The sequence below is a fragment of the bacterium genome (assembly GCA_021372515.1).
Lineage (GTDB): Bacteria > Gemmatimonadota > Glassbacteria > GWA2-58-10 > GWA2-58-10 > JAJFUG01.
Window position 1 is genome coordinate 1 of sequence record JAJFUG010000032.1, and the last position, 20,653, is coordinate 20,653.

Here is a 20,653-nt window from a genome sequence, read left to right on the forward strand (position 1 = left end):
TCTATCTCTGCACTGCGGCCAGGCGCCTCAGTTGATATCGGACTCGTCGATGATGAACTGCATCGGGTCGACCGGCTGGCCGTCGAGCTCAATCTGGTAGTGCACGTGCGGCCCTGTGGTGCGTCCGGTCATGCCGATGAACCCGATCACCTGTCCGCGGGTGATCTTGTCGCCTTCCTTGACATTGATCGAACTCATGTGCCCGTACTTGGTGACCACGCCCTCCTGGTGCTCGATGAACACCGCGTTGCCCCAGAACATCTCCTTACCAGCGAAAATCACGCGCCCGGAGGCCGTAGCCTTGATCGGGGTGCCGATCTTGTTGACCAGGTCAATGCCGCGGTGGAAATCGCGGCGGCCGGTGAACGGCGAGCGCCGCCAGCCGAAATGACTGGTGATATAGCCTGGGGAGGGAGGGATCGAAGGGGTCAGATCGAGGCGGGTCTTCTCTTTCACCGCCAGCACGGCCAGCTCTTCCAGACGGTCGCGCAGCATTTCGATACGCAGCTCGATGTTGCTGCTGTCCAAAGGCGTGAGTTTCTCCTCTTGCTGCTCCTGACCCTCAGGGATCACCGGCGCCGCGGGAATGTCGGCCAGGCCTGCACCCTCCGGCAGGTTGCCGTCGACCTCGGAATCATCGCCGCCGCCCACGCCGCCGGAATAATTTTCCTTATCCAGGGCCACGTTGACACCCTCGTGATCGGTGAGTGCGCCGCCCAGGTAGAAGGATATTTTTTCTTCGAAGTTTTCGAGGCTTTTCAGGTGTTCGAAGACCGTGTTCCGCTCTTCGGTGACACTGCGGGAGGTGCGGAAGTGCTCCTTCCGGACCGAGTGCAGACGCCAGGCGTTGTACCCGGTCAGGCCGAAGACGACAAAGAAGAACAAGAGCATCAGGGCCGACAGGCCTTTGAGCAGGACCGACAGGTTGAACGGCACGTTACGCGATCGGCCGTCCGGGAAGAAAATCATCAGCGTCATTTTTTTAGTGTTCATCTGCTTTCCCCGTCTGAGCCTTGCTTTCCGTGTCGTCGTTGAAATATAGCAGATGGCATATCTCTTTTTTCTTTTCTTCACACACCTTCAGCGCCCCGCTCAACTTGTTGCGCTCGGAATTCATCTTGAGCAGTTCGGAGCTGATCGCCACACGCTCGGAGACCAGGCGGCGGTTCATGGCGTAGCTGCGGTTGGCGACCGTGAGGACCAGCGCCAGCAGCAGCACGCCCAGCATCCCCAGCAGCAGAGGGTTGATCTTTTTCAGCTTGCCCTCCGGGGTCACCACGAAGTAGGCGGTCCGGGTTTTGATTCTGGATTTACCCATTGTTCTGTCCGCATCCCATCTTGGCAGCGTTAACGACTTGATTGCCTAAGTCGTTTCTTGTTATACAAGAACCATACCATATCGTGACTGCGCTCTAACTGCATTAATTATCGGCAAATCTGTGAAAAGCTTGAACGACATGCCGGTTTTTTTTCTCTGGATAGTGCGAAATCGCACACTGACTGTCTAATTTCAAACAGAGCGGAAAATCAAGCCAAGCGCGTCAAAAAATAATAAAAAAGGGACCTGTCCGCTCTAAAGTCTAAAGCGGCGAGATCCCTTTTCCCAAAATGGTAGCGGGGGGAGGATTTGAACCTCCGGCCTTTGGGTTATGAGCCCAACGAGCTACCTGACTGCTCCACCCCGCGTCATTTTGTACGATTATAACCTACAACCTGTTGTTTGTCAAGGATTGTTTCAAACTCTCCAACCAATATTTCCTTTGAACCGTTCATTCCCGGATTTTCAGCGAATCGAGGAGCGTGTCCCGCTCGGCGGGCAGGATACGGTAAACCGTCTCGCCCTTGCGCGCCATGCCCAGGTTTTCCCGGGCGATTTTCTCGATCATCTCCGGATTGTCCTGCAGCCCGTCGATCTGATCGATCAGCCCTTGGTTCTCCACCTTGAGCTGCTCGACCTGTCCGCTCAGTTCCCGTCGTTCGCGGTCCAGCCGCCAGAGGGTGACAAGGTCATACTCGCCCCAGAACAGGAGCAGGAGAATCAGGGCGACGGATGCCGCCAGCACGAGCAGCACCCGTCTGCCTTTCCGGGGTCCATCCAGCATGCGCGCAGCACCTCGCTCAGCCGGGAACGCAACCCGGCGCCGGGATTAACGCAGGTTGTAGAACGCCTTGCGTCCCAGGAACTGCGCGGTGTCGGCCAGGTCTTCCTCGATCCGCATGAGCTGGTTGTACTTGCAGATGCGGTCGGTGCGGCTGGCCGAGCCGGTCTTGATCTGTCCGGCGTTGGTGGCCACGGCCAAGTCGGCCAACGTGGTGTCCTCGGTCTCGCCGCTGCGGTGGCTGATCACGCAGGTGTAGCCGGCCTGCTTGGCCATCTGGATCGCGTCCAGGGTCTCGGTCAGGGTGCCGATCTGGTTCAGCTTGATCAGGATCGAGTTGGCCACGCCCTGCTCGATGCCGCGGGACAGGCGCTTGATGTTGGTGACAAAAATGTCGTCGCCCACAAGCTGAATCTTGCCGCCCAGTTCCTTGGTCAGCAGCGCCCAGCCTTCCCAGTCCTCCTCGGCCAAGCCGTCCTCGATCGAGATGATCGGGTATTTCTTGACCCAGTCGGCGTAGAACTTGACCATGTCCTCGCTCGACTTGATCGACTTATCGCTCTTCTTGAACACGTACTTGCCGTTCTCGAAGAACTCGCTGGAGGCCGGGTCGAGGGCCAGGTTCACCTGCTCGCCGGGCTTGTAGCCGGCCTTGGTGATGGCTTCGAGGATCACCTCGACCGCTTCCTCGTTGCTCTTGAGGTTGGGAGCGAAACCACCCTCATCGCCCACGCCGGTGCTGTAGCCCTTGGCGCTCAGGACTTTCTTGAGCGAGTGGAAAATCTCGGCGCCCATGCGCAGCGCCTCGGCGAAATTCGGCGCGCCGGTGGGCATGACCATGAATTCCTGCAGGTCCACGTTGTTCTGGGCGTGCGAGCCGCCGTTGAGGATGTTCATCATCGGCACGGGCAGCACCTTGGCGTTCACGCCGCCGATGTACTGGTAGAGCGGCAGGCCGCAATACTCGGCGGCGGCTTTGGCCGCGGCCAGGGAGACACCCAGGATCGCATTGGCGCCCAGGTTGCCCTTGTTCTCGCTGCCGTCCAGCTCGATCAGGGTCTTGTCCAGCTTGGCCTGATAGGTGGCGTCCAGGCCGATCACGTGCGGGGCGATCTTCTCGTTCACGTTCTCGACCGCTTTCTTCACACCCTTGCCCAGGTAACGGCTCTTGTCCCCGTCACGCAGCTCCACGGCCTCGAACTCGCCGGTGGAGGCGCCGCTGGGCACAGCCGCGCGCCCTACCGAATCGTCGTCCAGGATGACCTCGACCTCGACAGTCGGGTTCCCGCGCGAATCCAGGATTTCTCTGGCGATGACTTCCGTGATGATCGACATGCTCACAACCTCCTTCATGGATGGATGACCAGGGTCAGCAATATGGCCGGAGTACGGAGCTTCGCCGTCTGCCGGCCCGAGTCTGCAAGATGTGCGAAGCGGTTCCCTGCCGTGGGGCCGCCGGCTCAGCGGTACAGGTACATCAGTCGCGGCGAGCCGACCGCGGCCAGTGGGTCGTTCAGTGTACTGGCGGTCTGGGTCAGAAGGTCGATCAGCGAGGGACGTGGCTTCCTGGGGTGGGTGATTTTCGGGTTTTCTCCCAGACCGCACATCCGCCCGGCCATGTCCACCGCATCCTGCAACGAGCCGGTGGCGTCCACCAAGCCCAGCTCCAGCGCCTGACGGCCGCTGAACACCCGGCCGTCGGCAAAGGTGCGCACCGTGTCGGGCTCCAGCCCGCGCTCGCTGCTCACCACCTCCACGAACTGCTCGTAGACATCGTCCACCATCGACTGCATGATCTGGCGCTCTTCCTCAGTCATCGGACGGAACGGCGAGCCGATGTCCTTGTGGGGGCCGCTCTTGACCACCTCGAAGCGCACTCCCACTTTCTTGAGCACCTCGTCCAGCTCGGGGAATTCCAGGATCACCCCGATCGAGCCGGTGAGCGTGCCCGGCGCGGCCACGATCGAGTCGGCCCCGCAGGCGACATAGTAGCCGCCCGAGGCCGCAATGGAGCCCATCGAGACCACCACCGGCTTCTTCTCGCGCAGCACGGTCAGCGCCTGGTAAATTTCCTGACTCGGGGCCACCGCGCCGCCGGGGCTTTCCACCCGCACCACCACCGCCTGGATGCCGTCATCCTCCTGGAAAGCCTTGAGCTGACGGATCAACGGCTGCGAATCGTCGATCACGCCCTCCAGCTCCAGCACTCCGACCCGCTTGCCGAACGAGTCGTTCAGCTCCAGGCTGGAGGGCGAGAACAGGGCGGCCATGGCCATGACAAATATTATCCCTCCGGCCAGGACAAACAGGCCCAGGAAAATGCCAAGCAGCCATTTCTGGTTGGTGGTCAACCGGAGTCGCTCCCGGTGCAGACTCAGCCCGGACTTTAAGAGACTGTCTGCACCTCGGACTGTTTCTGCTGTTCGATCAGCCCGATGAACCGCTTGAACAGATACCAGCTGTCGTGCGGGCCGGGGCTTGATTCGGGATGGTACTGGACCGAGAACACGGGCAGCGTCTTGTGACGGAAGCCCTCGATGGTGTTGTCGTTCAGGTTGACATGGGTGACCTCGAGGTCGGGACAGCCCTCGATCTCCCAGACTCCCTCCGCGTTCTTATGCCCGGTCACGGCGAAACCGTGGTTCTGGGTGGTGATCTCGATCTTGCCGGTGGCCAGGTCGAGCACCGGGTGGTTGGCCCCGCGGTGGCCGAACTTCAGTTTGTAGGTCTTGCCGCCGAAAGCCCAGGCCTGGATCTGGTGTCCCAGGCAGATGCCGAACACTGGCAGCTCGGGCCGCAGACGGACCACGTCGCGCACGGTCTTGATCACGTAGGTGAGGCTCTCGGGGTCGCCGGGGCCGTTGGACAGGAACAGGCCGTCCGGGTCGAGGCTCAGTATCTCGGCCGCGCCATAGGTGGCAGGGACCACCAGCACAACGCTGTTGAAGAACGAGAATATGCGCAGCATGTTGAGCTTGATCCCGCAGTCCAGGGCCACAATATAGTGCTTGCCCTCGGACTTGTTATCCGGGCGCCAGGCGGCAAGGTCGTCCGGCGTGTCCAGGGTGTAGGTGTAGTAGTCCACCGAGGACTCCGGGTCCTGGCCGGGCTTGTAGATGAAACTTCTGGCCGTGGTGACATCCCGCACCAGGTCGCGGCCCACCATGCCGGGGGCCTTGAACAGCTTGTTCATCAGGGATTCGTAGTTGAAATCCAGGCTGGAGATGATACCCTTCATCGCGCCTTTTTCGCGGATGTGCAGGGTGAGCGCGCGGGTGTCGATTCCCTCGATGCCAACCACGCCCTGCTCGCGCATCATCTCGTCCAGGCTGGCTGTGGTGCGCCAGTTGGAGTGGTTGTCCACGTACTCGCGGGCCACGAACCCGGCCACCTGGATGCGGTCGCTCTCCAGGTCGGTCAGGTTGACCCCCGTGTTGCCAATGTGGGGGTAGGTCATGGTCACGATCTGGCCGCGGTAGGAGGGGTCGAAAAGTATCTCCTGGTAGCCGGTCATGCTGGTGTTGAACACCACCTCGCCGATGGTCTCGCCCTCGGCCCCGAACGAGCTTCCCTGGAACGTGCGTCCGTCCTCGATCACCAGGACGGCTTTTTTACTCTGTCTCTTGGCTTTGGCCATCATTTCTTCTTTCTTCTTGCGTTCCCTCTTGACTGACAGTGGGACGGCGGAAAGCACTGCCGCACCACCCTGCGCAAATTAACAAAATATACGGAATTCGCTCGGACAGGTCAATGACTTTGGCCCGGCCGGCCGGGAACCGGACACCCGGCGCGCTCCGGACACGGTCCGGGCTCCCGCACCGGCGCGGACCCGGCGGAGTGCAACAAAAATGAGTTGAAATAGCTTGACAAACATATACGCCGTTTTTATACTAAACAAATCCATCTACGGGGCGCTTTACAGTAACGGCAGGCGAATTTACCTCCAGGGCCGCCCGGGCCACGGGGACAGTTCGAAGGGAAAGTGCGATGTCAGCCACGCAGTCCGCTTTTGCGTTCCAGTTCCCGCTGCAGGACAGCCTGTCCCGCACTGCCGTCTCTTTTGTGTCCTCCGCGTTGATTATCCTCGGTGTGTTGATTATTATTCTGCCCCTTGTAAAGGGGAACGGTGTAGGCAGCATTATCAGTGCCTTGAGTCGGTAAAATCGACAGCCCGTTCCCCGGACCCGAATCGAATCGTCAAAGCAAACATCGCGCAGAACCGCTCCTGGGAGTACGGGCCCGGCACAATCCGGACGCAGTTCTTTATTATTGAATCCCGGTGGGAGAGGAAAAATTAAAATGAGAAGCGACGCAGTCAAGCAGGGTATTGAGCGCGCACCGCACAGGTCGCTGCTCCACGCCACGGGTGTGACCCGCAGGCAGCTCGACCAGCCGTTCGTGGGCATCTGCTCCAGTTTCAGCGACCTGGTGCCCGGCCACATCGACATGCGCTCCCTGGAGCGTTTCATCGAGAAAGGCATTCACAGCGCGGGCGGCTCGGCCTTCATTTTCGGGGTGCCGGCTGTGTGCGACGGGATCGCGATGGGCCACCGCGGGATGAGTTTCTCGCTGCCCAGCCGCGAGCTGATCGCCGACTGCGTCGAGACCGTCACCATGGCCCACATGCTGGACGCCCTGGTGCTGCTGACCGACTGTGACAAGATCACTCCTGGCATGCTGATGGCCGCCGCGCGGCTGGACATCCCCTGCGTGGTGCTCACCGCCGGGCCGATGCACAGCGGCAGCCTGGAGGGACGGCGCCTGGACCTGGTGCGCGACACGTTCGAGGCCGTGGGAAGCTGCATGGCCGGCAAGATCGACGAGAACCGCCTGCACCAGTTCGAGCTGGAGGCCTGCCCCGGCAGCGGCTCCTGCGCCGGGCTGTACACGGCCAACACCATGGCCTGCCTGACCGAGGCTATGGGTATGAGCCTGTACGGCTGCGGCACGGCTCTTTCAGCCAGCGCCAAGAAACGCCGCCTGGCCTTTGACAGCGGCTTCCGGGCCGTGGAGATGGTGCGTGAGGGCCTCACCGCGCGCAAGGTGCTCACCCGGGCCGCGTTCGAGAACGCAATCGCTCTGGACCTGGCCCTGGGCGGCTCGACCAACAGCGTGCTGCACCTGCTGGCCATCGCCCACAGCGCCGAGGTGCCCCTGCCGCTGGAGGTGTTCGACGAGATCAGCCGCAAGGTGCCGCACCTGACCAGTCTGCGTCCGGGAGGGGAGTATTTCATCGAGGACCTGGAATACGCCGGCGGCGTGCCCGGCGTGCTGAACCGTCTGGCCGGTTTCCTGCAGGATTCGCCCACGGTCAACGGCTGGCCGGTCTCCGAGACCGCCCGGCGCGGCACTGTGGCCATCCCGGATGTGATCCGCCCGCTGGACAACCCGATCCACGCCGAGGGCGGCCTGGCCGTGCTGAACGGCAGCCTGGCCCCGGACGGCGCGGTGGTCAAGCAGAGCGCGGTGGAGCCGGATATGCGCTCTTTCACCGGAGTGGCCCGCTGCTTCGACGGTGAGGAGGCCTGCATGAAGGCTATCATGGAGAAGAAAGTCAACGTGGGCGAGGTGCTGGTGGTGCGCTACGAGGGCCCCAAGGGCGGCCCGGGCATGCGCGAGATGCTGGGACCGACCGCGGCGCTGACCGGCGCGGGCTTGACCAGCGGCGTGGCTCTGATCACGGACGGCCGTTTCTCGGGCGGCACGCGCGGGCCCTGCATCGGGCATGTGGCCCCCGAGGCCGCGGTGGGCGGGCCGATCGCCCTGATTCAGGACGGGGACAAGATCAGTATCGACATAGAAGGCCGCAAGCTGGAGCTGCATGTGGACGCCGCGGAGCTGGAACGCCGCCGCGCCGCCTGGCGCGCCCCGGAGGGACGGTTCAAGCGCGGTTGGCTGCGGCGCTACGCGGCCCAGGTCACCTCGGCCAACACCGGCGCGGTGTTCCCGAACGACTGATTGTAATTGAAATAACCGAGAAGGTAGGGGCGCACCCGCGTGTGCGCCCGGGCGGCCACATGGGGCCGCCCCTACACAGGATTAGCAGAATTGAATCAAGACTGGGCGGGTGCGGTGTCCGCCCGTGGAATTACCGGCAGAACCAGGCAGAAGAAGGAAAGAGCAGCACGTTCATTCCCGGGCCGGCTCCGAGCGAGCAGATGCGGCCGCCGCACTTACCCGCGGGAAACGGCACATCGGTCCGGGCGCAACCTCACCACCCGAGGAGGGAGACTCACCATGCAGGTCGCCACAGAAAAGCCAGTCGCCGTGCCGACGGCGCCCCAACGTCTGGAACGCCTTGTCGGCAGCGACATCCTGGTCCGCTGCCTGATCGAAGAGAAGGTGGACTACGTGTTCGGCTATCCGGGAGGCGTGGTCATCCCGGTATTCGACAAGCTCTACAACTACAGCCGTCCCAAGCTGGTCCTTACCCGCCACGAGCAGGGTGCGGCGCACATGGCGGACGGTTTCGCGCGTTCGAGCGGCCGGGTGGGAGTGTGCCTGGCCACCAGCGGCCCCGGCGCCACCAACCTGGTCACCGGCATCGCCACCAGCTACATGGACTCGGTCCCCGTGGTCTGCATCACCGGCCAGGTGGCCACCGCGGCCATCGGCAACGATGCCTTCCAGGAGGTCGACATAGTCGGCATCACCCGCCCGATCACCAAGCACAACTATCTGGTGCGGGACGTGCGCGACCTGGCCGCCACGATCAAGGAGGCTTTCTACCTGGCCGCCTCGGGACGGCCCGGCCCGGTGCTGGTCGATATCCCCAAGGATGTCCTGCTCTCGGAGACCGATTTCTCCTATCCCGAGAAAGCCAGCATCCGCGGCTACAAGCCGACCGAGTACGGACACAGCCAGCAGATACGCAAGGCGGCCGAGGTGATGGCAAAGGCCCAGCGCCCGGTGCTGTACGTGGGCGGTGGCTGCATCCAGTCGAACGCATCCGAGGAGCTGACCCGGCTGGCGCGCAAGACCCGCATCCCGGTGACCACCACCCTTCTCGGCCTGGGGGCTTTCCCCGAGACCGACCCGCTGGCCCTGGGCATGCTGGGCATGCACGGCACCTGGTACGCCAACATGGCGGTCAACGAGTGCGACCTTCTGATCGCGGTCGGCTCGCGCTTCGACGACCGGGTGACCGGCAAGGTGGACTCCTTTGCGCCCAAGGCCGAGGTGATGCACATCGACATCGACCCGGCCTCTATCAGCAAGAACATCAAGGTCGATTACCCCATCGTGGGTGACTGCCGCAACGTGCTGCTGGAGCTGGAAAAGCTGGTTCAGCCCGCCCCGACCGAGGATTGGCTCAAGCTGATCGAGCACTGGAAGCACACGCACCCGCTCAAGTACAACAAGAGCGAGAAGATAAAGCCGCAGTACGTGATCGAGGCGATACACCAGGTCTGCGGCGATGACACGATCCTGGTGACGGATGTGGGCCAGCACCAGATGTGGGCGGCCCTGCACTACAAGTTCGTCAAGCCCCGCACCAACATCACCTCCGGCGGCCTGGGCACAATGGGCTTCGGTTTCCCGGCGGCGATAGGGGCGGCCCTGGCCAACCCGGACAAGAAAGTGGTGGCCGTGGTGGGCGACGGCGGGTTCCAGATGAACGTGCAGGAGTTCTCCACCGCGGTGGGCCAGCGCCTGAACCTGATCGTGGCCGTGGTGAACAACGGGTTCCTGGGCATGGTCCGTCAGTGGCAGGAGCTGTTCTTCAACAAACGTTACAGCCACACCTGCCTGGAATACACCAACCCCGACTTTGTCAAGCTGGTGGAGGCTTACGGTGCGGTCGGCCTGCGCGTGGACCGTCACGACCAGGTGGTCCCAGTGCTGCAGCAGGCGATGGCGGTGAAGAACGTACCGGTGATGATCGATTTCCGCGTGGACCGTCACGAGAACGTCTTCCCGATGATTCCGCCGGGAAAGATGGCCACCGACATCATCGAGTAACCGTACACCGCTACCGCAAACAAAGGGGAGGATCACTTCCATGCAGCATACGATATCACTTCTGGTCGAGAACAAGTTCGGGGTCTATTCCCGCATCGCCGGGCTGTTCAGCGGCAAGGGCTTCAACATGGACTCCATCTGCGTCGGGGCGACCGAGAACCCCGAGCTGAGCCGAATGACCATAGTCTCCAGCGGCGACGACATGGTGATCGAGCAGATCATCAAGCAGCTGCGGCGCATCATCGACGTGATCAAGGTGACTGATCTGACCGAGGAAAGCCACGTGAACCGCGAGCTGGCGCTGGTGAAGCTCAGTTGCACGGCTGCGACGCGGGCCTCGATCATCCAGGTGGTGGACATTTTCCGCGCCAAGATCGTCGACATCTCGCAGAAGACCCTGACCGTGGAGGTCACCGGCAGCACCGACAAGGTGCAGGCCATGATCAACATGCTGCAGCCGTTCGGGATCAAGGAAATGGCGCGAACCGGAGTGGTGGCGCTCAAGCGCGAGTGGGCCGGCAAGGGCCCGGACTGGGCCACCGGCGCCGAGAAGCAGAAACAGTTCGTCTGAAAATGATAGAGCTTGTGTCATAAGCCGTAGAACTTGGCGCAGGGGCACGGCGCGCGCCGTGCTCCTGCAAAAGCCGGCTCCGCATGCTGTTGTTGTCCGCCGCTGCTTTTCCCGCAACCGTGCGGATAGTTCTGAACGATGACATTTTTTAAGAGCAGTCCAACAACTTTACCGCTACACGGAGGAAGAAATGCAGATTTACTATGATAAGGACTCAAAGCCCGCAGTGCTGAAGAATAAGAAGATCGCCATCGTGGGTTACGGCAGCCAGGGGCACGCCCAGTCGCAGAACCTCCGTGACAGCGGCTACAAGGTTATCGTGAGCGAGCTGGAAGGCACCGACAACTACAAGCGCGCCGTGGCGGACGGGTTCAAGCCGGTCACCGCCGCCGAGGCGGCCAAGCAGGCCGATGTGATCCAGATCCTGCTGCCCGACCAGATCCAGGCCGACATCTACCGCTCGGATATCGCCCAGCACATGAAGAAGGGCAAGTCCCTGGTGTTCAGCCACGGGTTCAACATCCATTTCGGCCAGATCGTGCCCCCGGCGGATGTGGACGTGTACATGGTCGCCCCGAAAGGCCCGGGCCACCTGGTCCGCCGTGTCTACGAGCAGGGCGGCGGCGTGCCGGCCCTGATCGCCGTGCAGCAGGACGCCAGCGGCAAGGCGCATGACATGGCCCTGGCCCACGCCGTGGGTATCGGCGCCGGGCGCGCCGGCATCCTCGAGACCACTTTCGCCGAGGAAACCGAGACCGACCTGTTCGGTGAGCAGGTGGTGCTCTGCGGTGGTTTGACCGAGCTGATCCGCGCCGGGTTCGACACCCTGGTCAACGCCGGCTACCAGCCGCAGATCGCCTATTTCGAGTGTCTGCACGAGGTCAAGCTCATTGTCGACCTGATCTACGAGGGAGGCATAGCCAACATGCGGTATTCCATCTCGGACACGGCCGAGTACGGGGATCTCGCGGTTGGCAAACGGATCATTACCGACCAGACCCGTCAGGAGATGAAGAAGGTACTGGGTGAAATCCAGGACGGGACCTTTGCCCGCAACTGGCTGCTGGAAAACAAGGTCGGCCGTCCGTTCTTCAATGCGCGCAGGCGCCAGGATTCCGAGCACCTCATCGAGAAAGTCGGCGCCAAGCTGCGCGGGATGATGAGCTGGCTGAAGAAATAGGAGCAGTTTATGTCGATGATAGAGATCTACGATACGACGTTGCGTGACGGGACACAGGCCGAGGACATCTCGTTCACCCTCGAGGACAAGCTGCGCATCGCCCGGCTGCTGGATGAGCTGGGGTTTCATTTCATCGAGGGCGGCTACCCGGGGTCGAACCCCAAGGACCAGCAGTTTTTCGAGGCCGTGCGCCGCGAATCGCTCGTTTTCGCCAAGCCGGTGGCTTTCGGCATGACCCGGCGGGTGGGCGGCAAGGCCGACTCCGACCCGATCATCGCCAGCCTGCTCTCGGCCGAGACCGAGGTGGTGGCAGTGGTGGGAAAGAGCTGGGACCTGCACGTGCGGGACGCCCTGCGCACCGACCTGCAGGAGAACCTGGCCTCCATCGATGACTCGGTGCGCTATTTGAAGAAGTGCGGACGCCAGGTGTTCTACGACGCCGAGCATTTTTTCGACGGCTACCGGGCCAACCCGGAGTACTGCCTGAAGACCCTACGGACCGCGGCCGAGGCCGGCGCCGACCGTCTGGTGCTCTGTGACACCAACGGCGGCTGCCTGCCCTCGTTCATCACCAAGGTGATCGCCGAGGTGAGAAAGACGGTCGACGTGCCCCTGGGCATCCACTGCCACAACGATTCCGAGGTGGCGGTGGCCAACTCCCTGGCCGCGGTCGAGGCCGGGGCGGTCCAGGTCCAGGGCACGGTCAACGGCTACGGGGAGCGCTGCGGCAACGCCAACCTGATCTCTGTCGTGCCGGACCTGACGATAAAGATGGGCTTCGAGACGATCCGTCCCGAAAAGCTGGGGCAATTGCGCACTCTGGCCCGCTATGTCAACGAGCTGGCCAACCTGCCCGACAACAAGCGCCAGGCTTTCGTGGGCGACAGCGCTTTCGCCCACAAGGGCGGGATGCACGTCAGTGCCGTGGTGCGTAATCCCGAGACTTACGAGCACATCAACCCCGAGCGGGTGGGCAACCACCGACGGGTGCTGGTGAGCGACCTGTCGGGCCGCAGCAACATCCTGTACAAGGCCCAGGAATACGGGATCGACATCAACAGCCGCGACCCCCAGGTGTCCGTGATCCTGGAGAGCCTGAAGACCATGGAGCACGAGGGCTTCCAGTACGAGGGCGCCGAGGCGAGTTTCGAGCTGCTGATGAAGCGCGCCCTGGGCCGGTTGCCAGAGTTCTTCGAGCTGGTGGGCTACCGGGTGATCGACGAGAAGCGCGAAAGCCCCGAGCTGCCGATGTCCGAGGCCACGATCCAGGTGCGGGTGGACGGGCAGAACGAGCACACCGCCTCGCACGGACACGGGCCGGTCAACGCCTTGGACAACGCCCTGCGCAAAGCTCTCGAAAAGTTCTATCCGGAGCTGAGGGATATGCGCCTGCTCGACTACAAGGTGCGCGTGCTGCCACGCGGCGCTGGCACCTCCTCGGTCGTGCGCGTGCTGGTGGAGTCGGGTGACAACCAGGACAAATGGGGCACCGTGGGCGTGTCGTTCGACATTGTCGAGGCGAGCTGGATGGCCCTGACCGACAGTGTGGTTTTCAAGCTGCTCAAGGAGCGTAACGGCCGGGTGGGCGGGAAAGTCTGAGCCTGCCGCGGTCTGAAGCTGTGACATGCGGGCGGAGCGGCCCGGCCTGTGCCTTTGCGGTGCAGGCCGGCCCCGCCGCCGGCTCGCTGTCCGCGTCCGCCGGGGAGGCGGACGTTCGGCGCCCGGAAGCTCTCCGGGCGGTTTTCTCTCTCTTTTAAGTATATTTTCAAGGACCGGGTTAAATGGAGCCAAAAGTCTACATCGACGGCGCCTTCTACCCCAAAAGCCAGGCCAAGGTCAGTGTCTTCGACCACGGTCTGCTGTACGGCGACGGGGTGTTCGAGGGCATAAGAGTCTATTCCGGACGCATCTTCCGGTTTAAAGAGCACATGGACCGTTTCTGCGAAAGCGCCCGCTCGGTCGGGCTCGCTTTCAACCTGGATCGCGCCGGCCTGGACAAGGCCGTGATCGACACGGTGCGCGAAAACGGCATGCGGGACGCCTACATCCGTTTGGTCGCCACCCGCGGCGTGGGCGACCTGGGCCTCGACCCGCGCAAGTGCGGCAAAAGCTCGCTCTTCGTGATCGTAGACAGCATCCAGCTCTATCCGCCCAAGCTGTACGAGGAGGGCATCACGGTCATCACCGCCTCCACGCGGCGCTGCAACCCGGACATGCTCAGCTCCAAGGTGAAGAGCCTCAACTACCTGAACAGCATCATGGCCAAGATGGAGGCCAACCTGGCCGGCTGCATCGAGGCGCTGATGCTCGACAGCAACGGCTACGTGTGCGAGTGCAGCGCGGACAACATTTTCACCGTGAAGCACGGCGAGGTGTTCACCCCGGCCCCCGAGTTCTCGCTCCTGATGGGGGTGACCCGCGGCGTGACCATCGAGCTGGCGCGCAAGCTCGGTCTGGTCCTGCACGAGGCGCCCATGACCCGGCACGACATCTACACGGCGGACGAATGTTTCCTGACCGGGACCGGGGCCGAGCTGGTGCCGGTGATCGCCCTGGACGGCCGCGCTATCGGAGACGGGAAGCCGGGACCGGTCACGGCGCGGCTGCTCGATGCGTTCCGCGGCCTGCGGACTTCGGAAGGGACTGCAGTTTTCGCTTGATCCGGGCCGCCGTGTGGCGGAACGGCAACAGGGCAAAGGGATGGACGGATGACTCTGCGAGAGGCCGAAAATTTCGCCCGTGATTGGATCGAAGCCTGGAACAGCCACGATATCGAGGCCGTGCTGGCGCATTACACGGATGATTTCGAAATGAGCTCTCCCATGATCCAGGCCGCTCTCGGCGTGGCCTCCGGCACCCTGAAAGGCAAACAGGCCGTGGGGGATTACTGGCGGACCGCGCTGAAGAGGGCGCCGGATCTGAGGTTTTCGGTGCTCGATGTGACGTGCGGGGTTGATTCGGTCAGTATTTACTACAAGGCCGTCCTGGGGAAAAAAGCCATAGAGACTTTCTTTTTCGATGGGAGCGGGAAAGTCTTCAAGGCTTCAGCTACATACAACTGAATGTTGAAGGACGTTTTGCTTCCCGGCCGGGAAGCTGAGGGTGTCCAGAGGAGGATCGATAGCCTGTGAACGAAAGCGAGAAAATCATCCGGGATGAGGCCCGGTACATCCTGGGCACCTACAGCCGTCCGGGTTTCGTGCTCGACTACGGCAAGGGCTGCTACCTCTTCGACAAGAGCGGCAAGCGCTACCTGGACATGGTCAGCGGCATCGCGGTCAACGCCCTGGGCTACGGCGACACCCGCCTGACCCGCGTGATCGCCGAGCAGGCCCGCAGGATGGTGCACTGCTCGAACCTCTACTACACCGAGCCGAGCGTGAAGCTGGCCAAGCTCCTGGTGGAGAGCGCCCCGTTCGCGGACAAGGTGTTTTTCTGCAACAGCGGGGCCGAGGCGGTCGAGGGGGCGATGAAGCTGGCCCGCAAGTGGGCCATGAAGAATTTCGGGCGCGAGCGGGCCGGGTTCGTGGCGTTCCGCGGCTCGTTCCACGGCCGTACGTTCGGGGCGCTGGCTCTGACCGACCGTGAGAAATACCGCATGCCGTTCGAGCCGCTGGTGCCGGGGGCGCGTTTCGCGCTGTTCGGGGATGCGGCGGATGCCGAGAGCAAGATCCAGATGGACACCTGCGCCGTGATCGTGGAGCCGGTCCAGGGCGAGGGCGGAGTGAACCCGGCGGATGTGCAGTTCATGCACGAGCTGGCCAACATCTGCCGCCGCCGGGATGTGCTGCTCATTTTCGACGAGGTGCAGTGCGGCCTGGGACGCACGGGCAAGCTGTTCGCCCACGAGCATTTCGGGGTCACCCCGGACATTATGACCCTGGCCAAACCCCTGGCCGGTGGACTGCCCATGGGCGCGGTCCTGGCCAGTGAGCGCGTGGCGGGCTGCATCGAGAAGGGCGACCACGCCACCACGTTCGGCGGGGGGCTGGTGGTCAGCGCCGCGGCGGTGGAGGTGGTCAGCCGCATCCGCCGTCCCGCTTTCCTGGAGGCCGTGGCCGACAAGGGCCGTCACCTGATGTGGCGACTGGAGAACCTGAAAAACAGCTTCCCCGACCTGGTCGTCTCGGCGCGCGGTATCGGCCTGATGGCCGGGGTGGAGCTGACAGTCAAGGCCGCCGACCTGTTGCCGCGTTTCCACCAGCGCGGGGTGCTGGTCTGCATCGCGGGCGAAAAAGTGATCCGTCTCGTACCGCCGCTGGTGATCAGCAAGCGCCAGATCGATTTTTCGATCCGTGTGTTTGCCGAAATACTGGAAGAAATTCGAAAAAGCTGTTAGATTATACACAGCGTTATTTTTTTCACAACACTATTGACTCGGAGAGCACCGCTTAGTGATGGCGCAGATCGTTCAAGGTTCAGTCGATACGACGCCCGGGTTCCGGGCCGTGGGTGTCAGGTGCTGTGTGAGGACCGGCGAGGGGCCGGATTTGGCTGTACTGCTGAGTGACCGTCCCTGCGTGGCGGCCGGGGTGTTCACCACCAACCGGGTCAAGGCCGCGCCGGTGATGTACTGCAAGGATGTACTTTCCACCAGTGCGGACCGTATCCGCGCCGTGGTGGTCAACGCCGGGGTGGCCAACGCCTGCACCGGCGAGCGCGGCCTGAAAGACGCCGCGGAAACGGCTGCAACGGCGGAGCAGGCTCTGGGCCTTCCGGCCCGTTGCACCCTGGTCATGTCCACCGGGGTGATCGGCCACCACCTGCCGATGGAGCGGATGCGGGCCGGCATCCAGGAAGCCGCCGGCCGTCTGACGCGCGGTGAAACAGGCCAGTTCCAGCGGGCGATCATGACCACCGACACGGTGGAAAAGACCGTGGCGGTGAAGCTCACGCTGGGCGGAAGGGAAGTGACAATCGGCGCGGCGGCCAAGGGCTCGGGGATGATCCATCCGAACATGGCGACCATGCTGGCTTTTTTCAGCACGGATGCCGCGATCACCCCGTCGGCCCTGCAAGAGGCCCTGCGGGCCGTGGTGGCGCGCACGTTCAACATGGTCAGCGTGGACGGTGACCGCAGCCCCAACGACAGCGCCTTTGTCCTGGCGAACGGGGCCTCGGGCGCCCCGCTGATCGAGAGCCCGGACAGCCCGGGCTGGGAGGAGTTCCGCTCCGCTCTGTACCTGGCCGCCGAGAGCCTGGCCAAGAAAATGGCCGCGGACGGCGAGGGCGCGACCCATCTGGTCGAAATACGCGTCAACGGCGCGGACAGTTTCGACAACGCCGACCGGGTGGCGCGCTCGGTGGCCAACTCGCCCCTGGTCAAGACCGCCCTGTTCGGGGCCGATCCCAACTGGGGACGGATAATCTGCGCGGCCGGCTACAGCGGCGCGCCGGTGGACCCCGCGCGGATGGATATCAGCTTGGCCGGCACGCGGGTGTTCAGCCAGGGAGCGCCGGTTCAGGTCGACCTTCCCGCCCTGAGCGCCAGGCTGAAGGAAAAGGAAATCATCATCGAACTGGACCTGGGCCAGGGCGGCGAGAGCTGCCGGTTCTGGACCTGCGATTTCTCTTACGATTATGTGCGGATCAACGCCGAATACCATACATGAGCAACCCGGCTCCGGACGTAAGCCCGCGCCCGGCGCCGCTTTGACGCAACCTGCTGAATGGAGACCCAGGACATGACAACGCACCGCAAGCTGTTCATCCCCGGCCCCACAGAGGTCTTGCCCGAAGTACTGCACGAAATGGCCCGTCCCCAGATCGGCCACCGTTTCCCGGAGTGCTCCGAGCTGATCGCCGCGATCATCCCGATGGTCCAGGAGATGCTTTACACCAAGAACATGATTTTCCTTTCCACCTCCAGCGGCACCGGGCTGATGGAGGGGGCGGTGCGCAACTGCGTCAAGACGAGTTGTGTCTCGTTCATCAACGGCGCTTTCAGCAAGCGTTTTTGCCAGATCGCCCAGGCCAACGGCAAGAAAGCCATCCCGGTGGAGATCGAGGCCGGCCGCGGTTTCAACGCCGACATCGTGGACAAGGCCCTGGCGCAGAACCCGGGTGTGGACGCGATCACGCTCGTGCACAACGAGACCGCCACCGCCGCGATGAGTGACATCTACGGCATAGCCGACGTGATGAAAGCCAAGTACCCCGAGGTGAGCCTGCTGGTGGACATGGTCAGCTCGATGGCCGGCGTGAAGCTGGAGATCGACCGCCTGGGCGTGGATGTGGCCCTGGCCAGCAGCCAGAAAGCTTTCGCCCTGCCGGCCGGTTTCTCGGTGGCGGCGATCAGCCCGCGGGCCCTGGAAAAGGCCCGCACTGTCGAAAACCGCGGCTTCTATTTCGATTTCATCGCCGTGGAGAAGAACCTGGCCAAGAACCAGACCCACATCACTCCGTCGCTCGCGCACATGTTCGCCATGCGCAAGCAGATGGAGATTATCATGAACGAGGGCCTGGAGAACCGCTGGAAGCGCCACATCCAGATGGCGGAGAAGGTGCGGGCCTGGGCGGAAAAGCATTTCCGCATCTTCACGGAACAGGGCTACCGCTCCAACACCCTGACCTGTATCGAGAACACCCGCAACATCAGCATCTCGGACCTGAACAAGAAACTGGCCGAGCGCAACATGGTGATCTCGAACGGCTACGGCGACCTGAAAGACAAGACTTTCCGCATCGCGCACATGGGCCAGCTCACCATGCGGGACATCGATGAGGTGCTGGCGGCAATCGACGAGATTCTGGGATTCTGAGTAACCCCGCAAGCCGGGCGGCTTTTCCTTGCGCCGCGCGGCCGGACGCGCTAAGTAATAGGGGGTCTCCACTCGGGGACCCCCTGTTTGTTTTGATTTTAAATACAAACGGAGCTTAATAAATGCAGTCTGTTGCATTCGATGACATCCTCGCCGCGCGCGAGGTGATAAAGCCCTATGTCCACCGCACACCGCTGTTCGCCTACCCGGCCCTGGAGCGCCTGCTGGGCGCGGCGGTGTACGTGAAGCACGAGAACCATCACCCGGTGGGCGCTTTCAAAATACGCGGTGGGGTGAACCTGGTGGCCACCTTGCCGCCTGAGCAGAAAGCGAGCGGGATAATCGGCGTGACCCGCGGTAACCACGGCCAGTCGCTGGCCTGGGCCGGACGGGTGTTCGGGGTGCATGTGGTGATCGTGGTCCCACTCGGCAACAACCCGGACAAGAACGAGGCCATGCGCCTTCTGGGCGCCGAGCTGATCGAACACGGCCGCGATTTCGAGGAGGCCCGCGGGAAAGCCGAGGAACTGGCCGCCAGGCATGGCTACCGCAGCGTTCATTCGGCCAACGAGCCCAAGCTGATCGCCGGGGTGGGCACCTACGCAGTCGAAATCTTCGAGGACCTGCCCGAGGCGGAGGTGATGTTCGTGCCCATCGGCCTGGGCAGCGGGCTCTCCGGGGCCTGCCTGGCCGCCGAGGGCCTGGGCAAAAAGACCCGTCTGATCGGGGTGCAGGCCGCCGCCGCGGATGCGGTGGTGGCGAGCTGGCGCAGCGGCCGCAATGTGGTCAACGCCAGCGCGGACACGATCGCGGATGGACTGGCCACCCGCATGCCGGCCGAGATGACTCTGGAGATCATGCGCCGGCGGGTGGATGAGATGGTGACGGTTAGCGAGGAGGAAATCGCCGAGGCGGTGCGGCTCTGGCTCCCCGCCACGCACAACCTGATCGAGCCCTCCGCGGCCGCGACCCTGGCCGCGGCGCTGAAAATCAAAGACAGCCTGGCCGGGAAAAAAGTTGTCCTGGTCCAGACCGGGCAGAACATAACCTGGAGCACGCTGAGCGAAATCATGGCCGGCGCCTGAATGCGGCGGTTTCCGGCACGCAACGTGCAGCGTTTGTCCGGGGGCTTGCCGTCCCACGGGAAGCGTTGTTATTTTATGAGTTAGGAATATCCGGAGGAAACGATGTCGAATAAAACCGGTATCGGTTTTATGGGCGCGGGCAAGATGGGCGGCGCCCTGCTGGAGGCGGTGCTGGCGGCCGGACTCAGTCCGGCCGTCGATACCTGGGTGGTCGAGACCGACCAGTCCCGCTTGGCCGAGCTGCAAAGCCGCCTGGGGGTCCAGGGCGCCACGCCCGGGGAACTGGCCGCGCACAGCGGCGTGGTCCTGCTCTGCGTGAAACCGCACCTGGCGCCGGGCGCTCTGGCGCAGCTAAAGGGCGGGCTGGGGCCCGACACGCTGGTTATCTCCATCGCGGCCGGGGTGACCCTGGCCACGCTGGAGGCCGCTGTGCCCACGGGTGTGCCGGTGGTGCGGGCCATGCCCAACCTGGCCGCCACCTTGGGACAGTCGGCCACGGTCTATTCCGGCGGCAGTGCCACCAAGCCGGAGCACCTGGCCCTGGCCGGCAAGGTTCTGGGCGCGGCGGGCGCGGCGGTGGAACTGCCCGAGGGCCTTTTGGATGCCGTGACCGGCCTGAGCGGCAGCGGTCCGGCCTGGGTCTTCCTGTTCGCCGAGGCGCTGATCGCGGGCGGAGTGAAGGCCGGCCTGCCTCATGCCGCGGCGAGGCGGCTGGCCGTGCAGACACTGAGCGGCGCGGCGGCCCTGCTGGCGGCGGATGAGAAAGTCCACCCGGCGGCGCTGCGCGATGCGGTGACCACTCCCGGCGGCACCACCGCGGCCGGGCTGCACGTGCTGGAGGCCAAGGGCCTGCGCGATGCGGTGATCAGCGCCGTGCTGGCCGCCGCCGAGCGCGCCCGCGAGCTGGGCCGGACAAACTGAAAATCCATACGAAAGCCGGCGGAAAAGTCCGAAAGCCGCCGGTGCGGACAAATTACGAATGACAAGCCTCCGCC

At 63.3% G+C, this 20,653-nt stretch carries 18 protein-coding genes and 1 tRNA gene; 12 read left to right on the forward strand and 7 right to left on the reverse strand.

The features are described from left to right. Positions 1–27: 27 nt before the first annotated feature. The 7 genes from LLH00_02945 to carA form a co-directional block, all read right to left on the reverse strand. The gene (locus tag LLH00_02945; GenBank protein ID MCE5270219.1) at positions 28–993 is read right to left on the reverse strand and encodes a M23 family metallopeptidase; all 966 of its coding nucleotides are present in this window, start codon (positions 991–993) and stop codon (positions 28–30) included. After that, positions 983–1,318 carry a hypothetical protein gene (locus LLH00_02950; GenBank protein ID MCE5270220.1) on the reverse strand — a complete coding sequence of 112 codons (336 nt, stop codon included), beginning with the start codon at positions 1,316–1,318 and terminating at the stop codon, positions 983–985. Before LLH00_02950 ends, LLH00_02945 begins: the two co-directional genes overlap by 11 nt. A 291-nt stretch (positions 1,319–1,609) precedes the next feature. After that, a tRNA-Met gene (locus LLH00_02955) sits at positions 1,610–1,686 on the reverse strand. A gap of 83 nt (positions 1,687–1,769) precedes the next feature. Continuing rightward, positions 1,770–2,102, reverse strand: coding sequence for a septum formation initiator family protein (locus LLH00_02960; protein MCE5270221.1), 333 nt, complete (start codon positions 2,100–2,102; stop codon positions 1,770–1,772). Positions 2,103–2,147: 45 nt separating this feature from the next. Continuing rightward, the gene (gene eno, locus LLH00_02965; protein ID MCE5270222.1) at positions 2,148–3,434 is read right to left on the reverse strand and encodes a phosphopyruvate hydratase; all 1,287 of its coding nucleotides are present in this window, start codon (positions 3,432–3,434) and stop codon (positions 2,148–2,150) included. A gap of 125 nt (positions 3,435–3,559) precedes the next feature. Further along, positions 3,560–4,450 carry a signal peptide peptidase SppA gene (gene sppA, locus LLH00_02970; GenBank protein ID MCE5270223.1) on the reverse strand — a complete coding sequence of 297 codons (891 nt, stop codon included), beginning with the start codon at positions 4,448–4,450 and terminating at the stop codon, positions 3,560–3,562. A 35-nt stretch (positions 4,451–4,485) separates the two neighbouring features. Further along, positions 4,486–5,736, reverse strand: coding sequence for a glutamine-hydrolyzing carbamoyl-phosphate synthase small subunit (gene carA, locus LLH00_02975; protein MCE5270224.1), 1,251 nt, complete (start codon positions 5,734–5,736; stop codon positions 4,486–4,488). Between the two features lie 662 nt (positions 5,737–6,398). Between carA and ilvD the strand changes: the two genes are divergently transcribed. From ilvD to proC, 12 genes are all read left to right on the forward strand, one after another. Continuing rightward, positions 6,399–8,057 (forward strand): dihydroxy-acid dehydratase, encoded by a 1,659-nt coding sequence (ilvD, locus tag LLH00_02980; GenBank protein MCE5270225.1) that lies wholly within the window; start codon positions 6,399–6,401, stop codon positions 8,055–8,057. A gap of 279 nt (positions 8,058–8,336) precedes the next feature. Continuing rightward, positions 8,337–10,061, forward strand: a complete 1,725-nt coding sequence (gene ilvB / locus LLH00_02985; protein MCE5270226.1) for a biosynthetic-type acetolactate synthase large subunit — start codon at positions 8,337–8,339, stop codon at positions 10,059–10,061. A gap of 40 nt (positions 10,062–10,101) precedes the next feature. Then, positions 10,102–10,632: an acetolactate synthase small subunit gene (ilvN, locus tag LLH00_02990; protein ID MCE5270227.1), complete on the forward strand. Its 531-nt coding sequence runs from the start codon at positions 10,102–10,104 to the stop codon at positions 10,630–10,632. Positions 10,633–10,822: 190 nt separating this feature from the next. Next, entirely contained in the window at positions 10,823–11,812 is a 990-nt protein-coding gene (gene ilvC, locus LLH00_02995; GenBank protein ID MCE5270228.1) for a ketol-acid reductoisomerase, read from the forward strand. A gap of 9 nt (positions 11,813–11,821) precedes the next feature. After that, positions 11,822–13,411 (forward strand): citramalate synthase, encoded by a 1,590-nt coding sequence (gene cimA / locus LLH00_03000; protein MCE5270229.1) that lies wholly within the window; start codon positions 11,822–11,824, stop codon positions 13,409–13,411. 182 nt (positions 13,412–13,593) lie between these two features. Beyond that, on the forward strand, positions 13,594–14,472 hold the full coding sequence (gene ilvE, locus LLH00_03005) for a branched-chain-amino-acid transaminase (GenBank protein MCE5270230.1): 879 nt from the start codon (positions 13,594–13,596) through the stop codon (positions 14,470–14,472). 48 nt (positions 14,473–14,520) lie between these two features. Then, positions 14,521–14,874 (forward strand): nuclear transport factor 2 family protein, encoded by a 354-nt coding sequence (locus tag LLH00_03010; GenBank protein MCE5270231.1) that lies wholly within the window; start codon positions 14,521–14,523, stop codon positions 14,872–14,874. Between the two features lie 65 nt (positions 14,875–14,939). Beyond that, positions 14,940–16,151 carry an acetylornithine/succinylornithine family transaminase gene (locus LLH00_03015; GenBank protein MCE5270232.1) on the forward strand — a complete coding sequence of 404 codons (1,212 nt, stop codon included), beginning with the start codon at positions 14,940–14,942 and terminating at the stop codon, positions 16,149–16,151. A gap of 58 nt (positions 16,152–16,209) precedes the next feature. Continuing rightward, complete coding sequence (gene argJ / locus LLH00_03020) at positions 16,210–17,424, forward strand: bifunctional glutamate N-acetyltransferase/amino-acid acetyltransferase ArgJ (protein MCE5270233.1); 1,215 nt, start codon at positions 16,210–16,212, stop codon at positions 17,422–17,424. A gap of 72 nt (positions 17,425–17,496) precedes the next feature. Continuing rightward, positions 17,497–18,573 (forward strand): alanine--glyoxylate aminotransferase family protein, encoded by a 1,077-nt coding sequence (locus tag LLH00_03025; GenBank protein ID MCE5270234.1) that lies wholly within the window; start codon positions 17,497–17,499, stop codon positions 18,571–18,573. Positions 18,574–18,695: 122 nt separating this feature from the next. Further along, positions 18,696–19,658, forward strand: a complete 963-nt coding sequence (locus LLH00_03030; GenBank protein ID MCE5270235.1) for a threonine dehydratase — start codon at positions 18,696–18,698, stop codon at positions 19,656–19,658. Between the two features lie 102 nt (positions 19,659–19,760). Continuing rightward, positions 19,761–20,579 carry a pyrroline-5-carboxylate reductase gene (gene proC, locus LLH00_03035; GenBank protein ID MCE5270236.1) on the forward strand — a complete coding sequence of 273 codons (819 nt, stop codon included), beginning with the start codon at positions 19,761–19,763 and terminating at the stop codon, positions 20,577–20,579. The last annotated feature ends 74 nt before the right edge of the window (positions 20,580–20,653 follow it).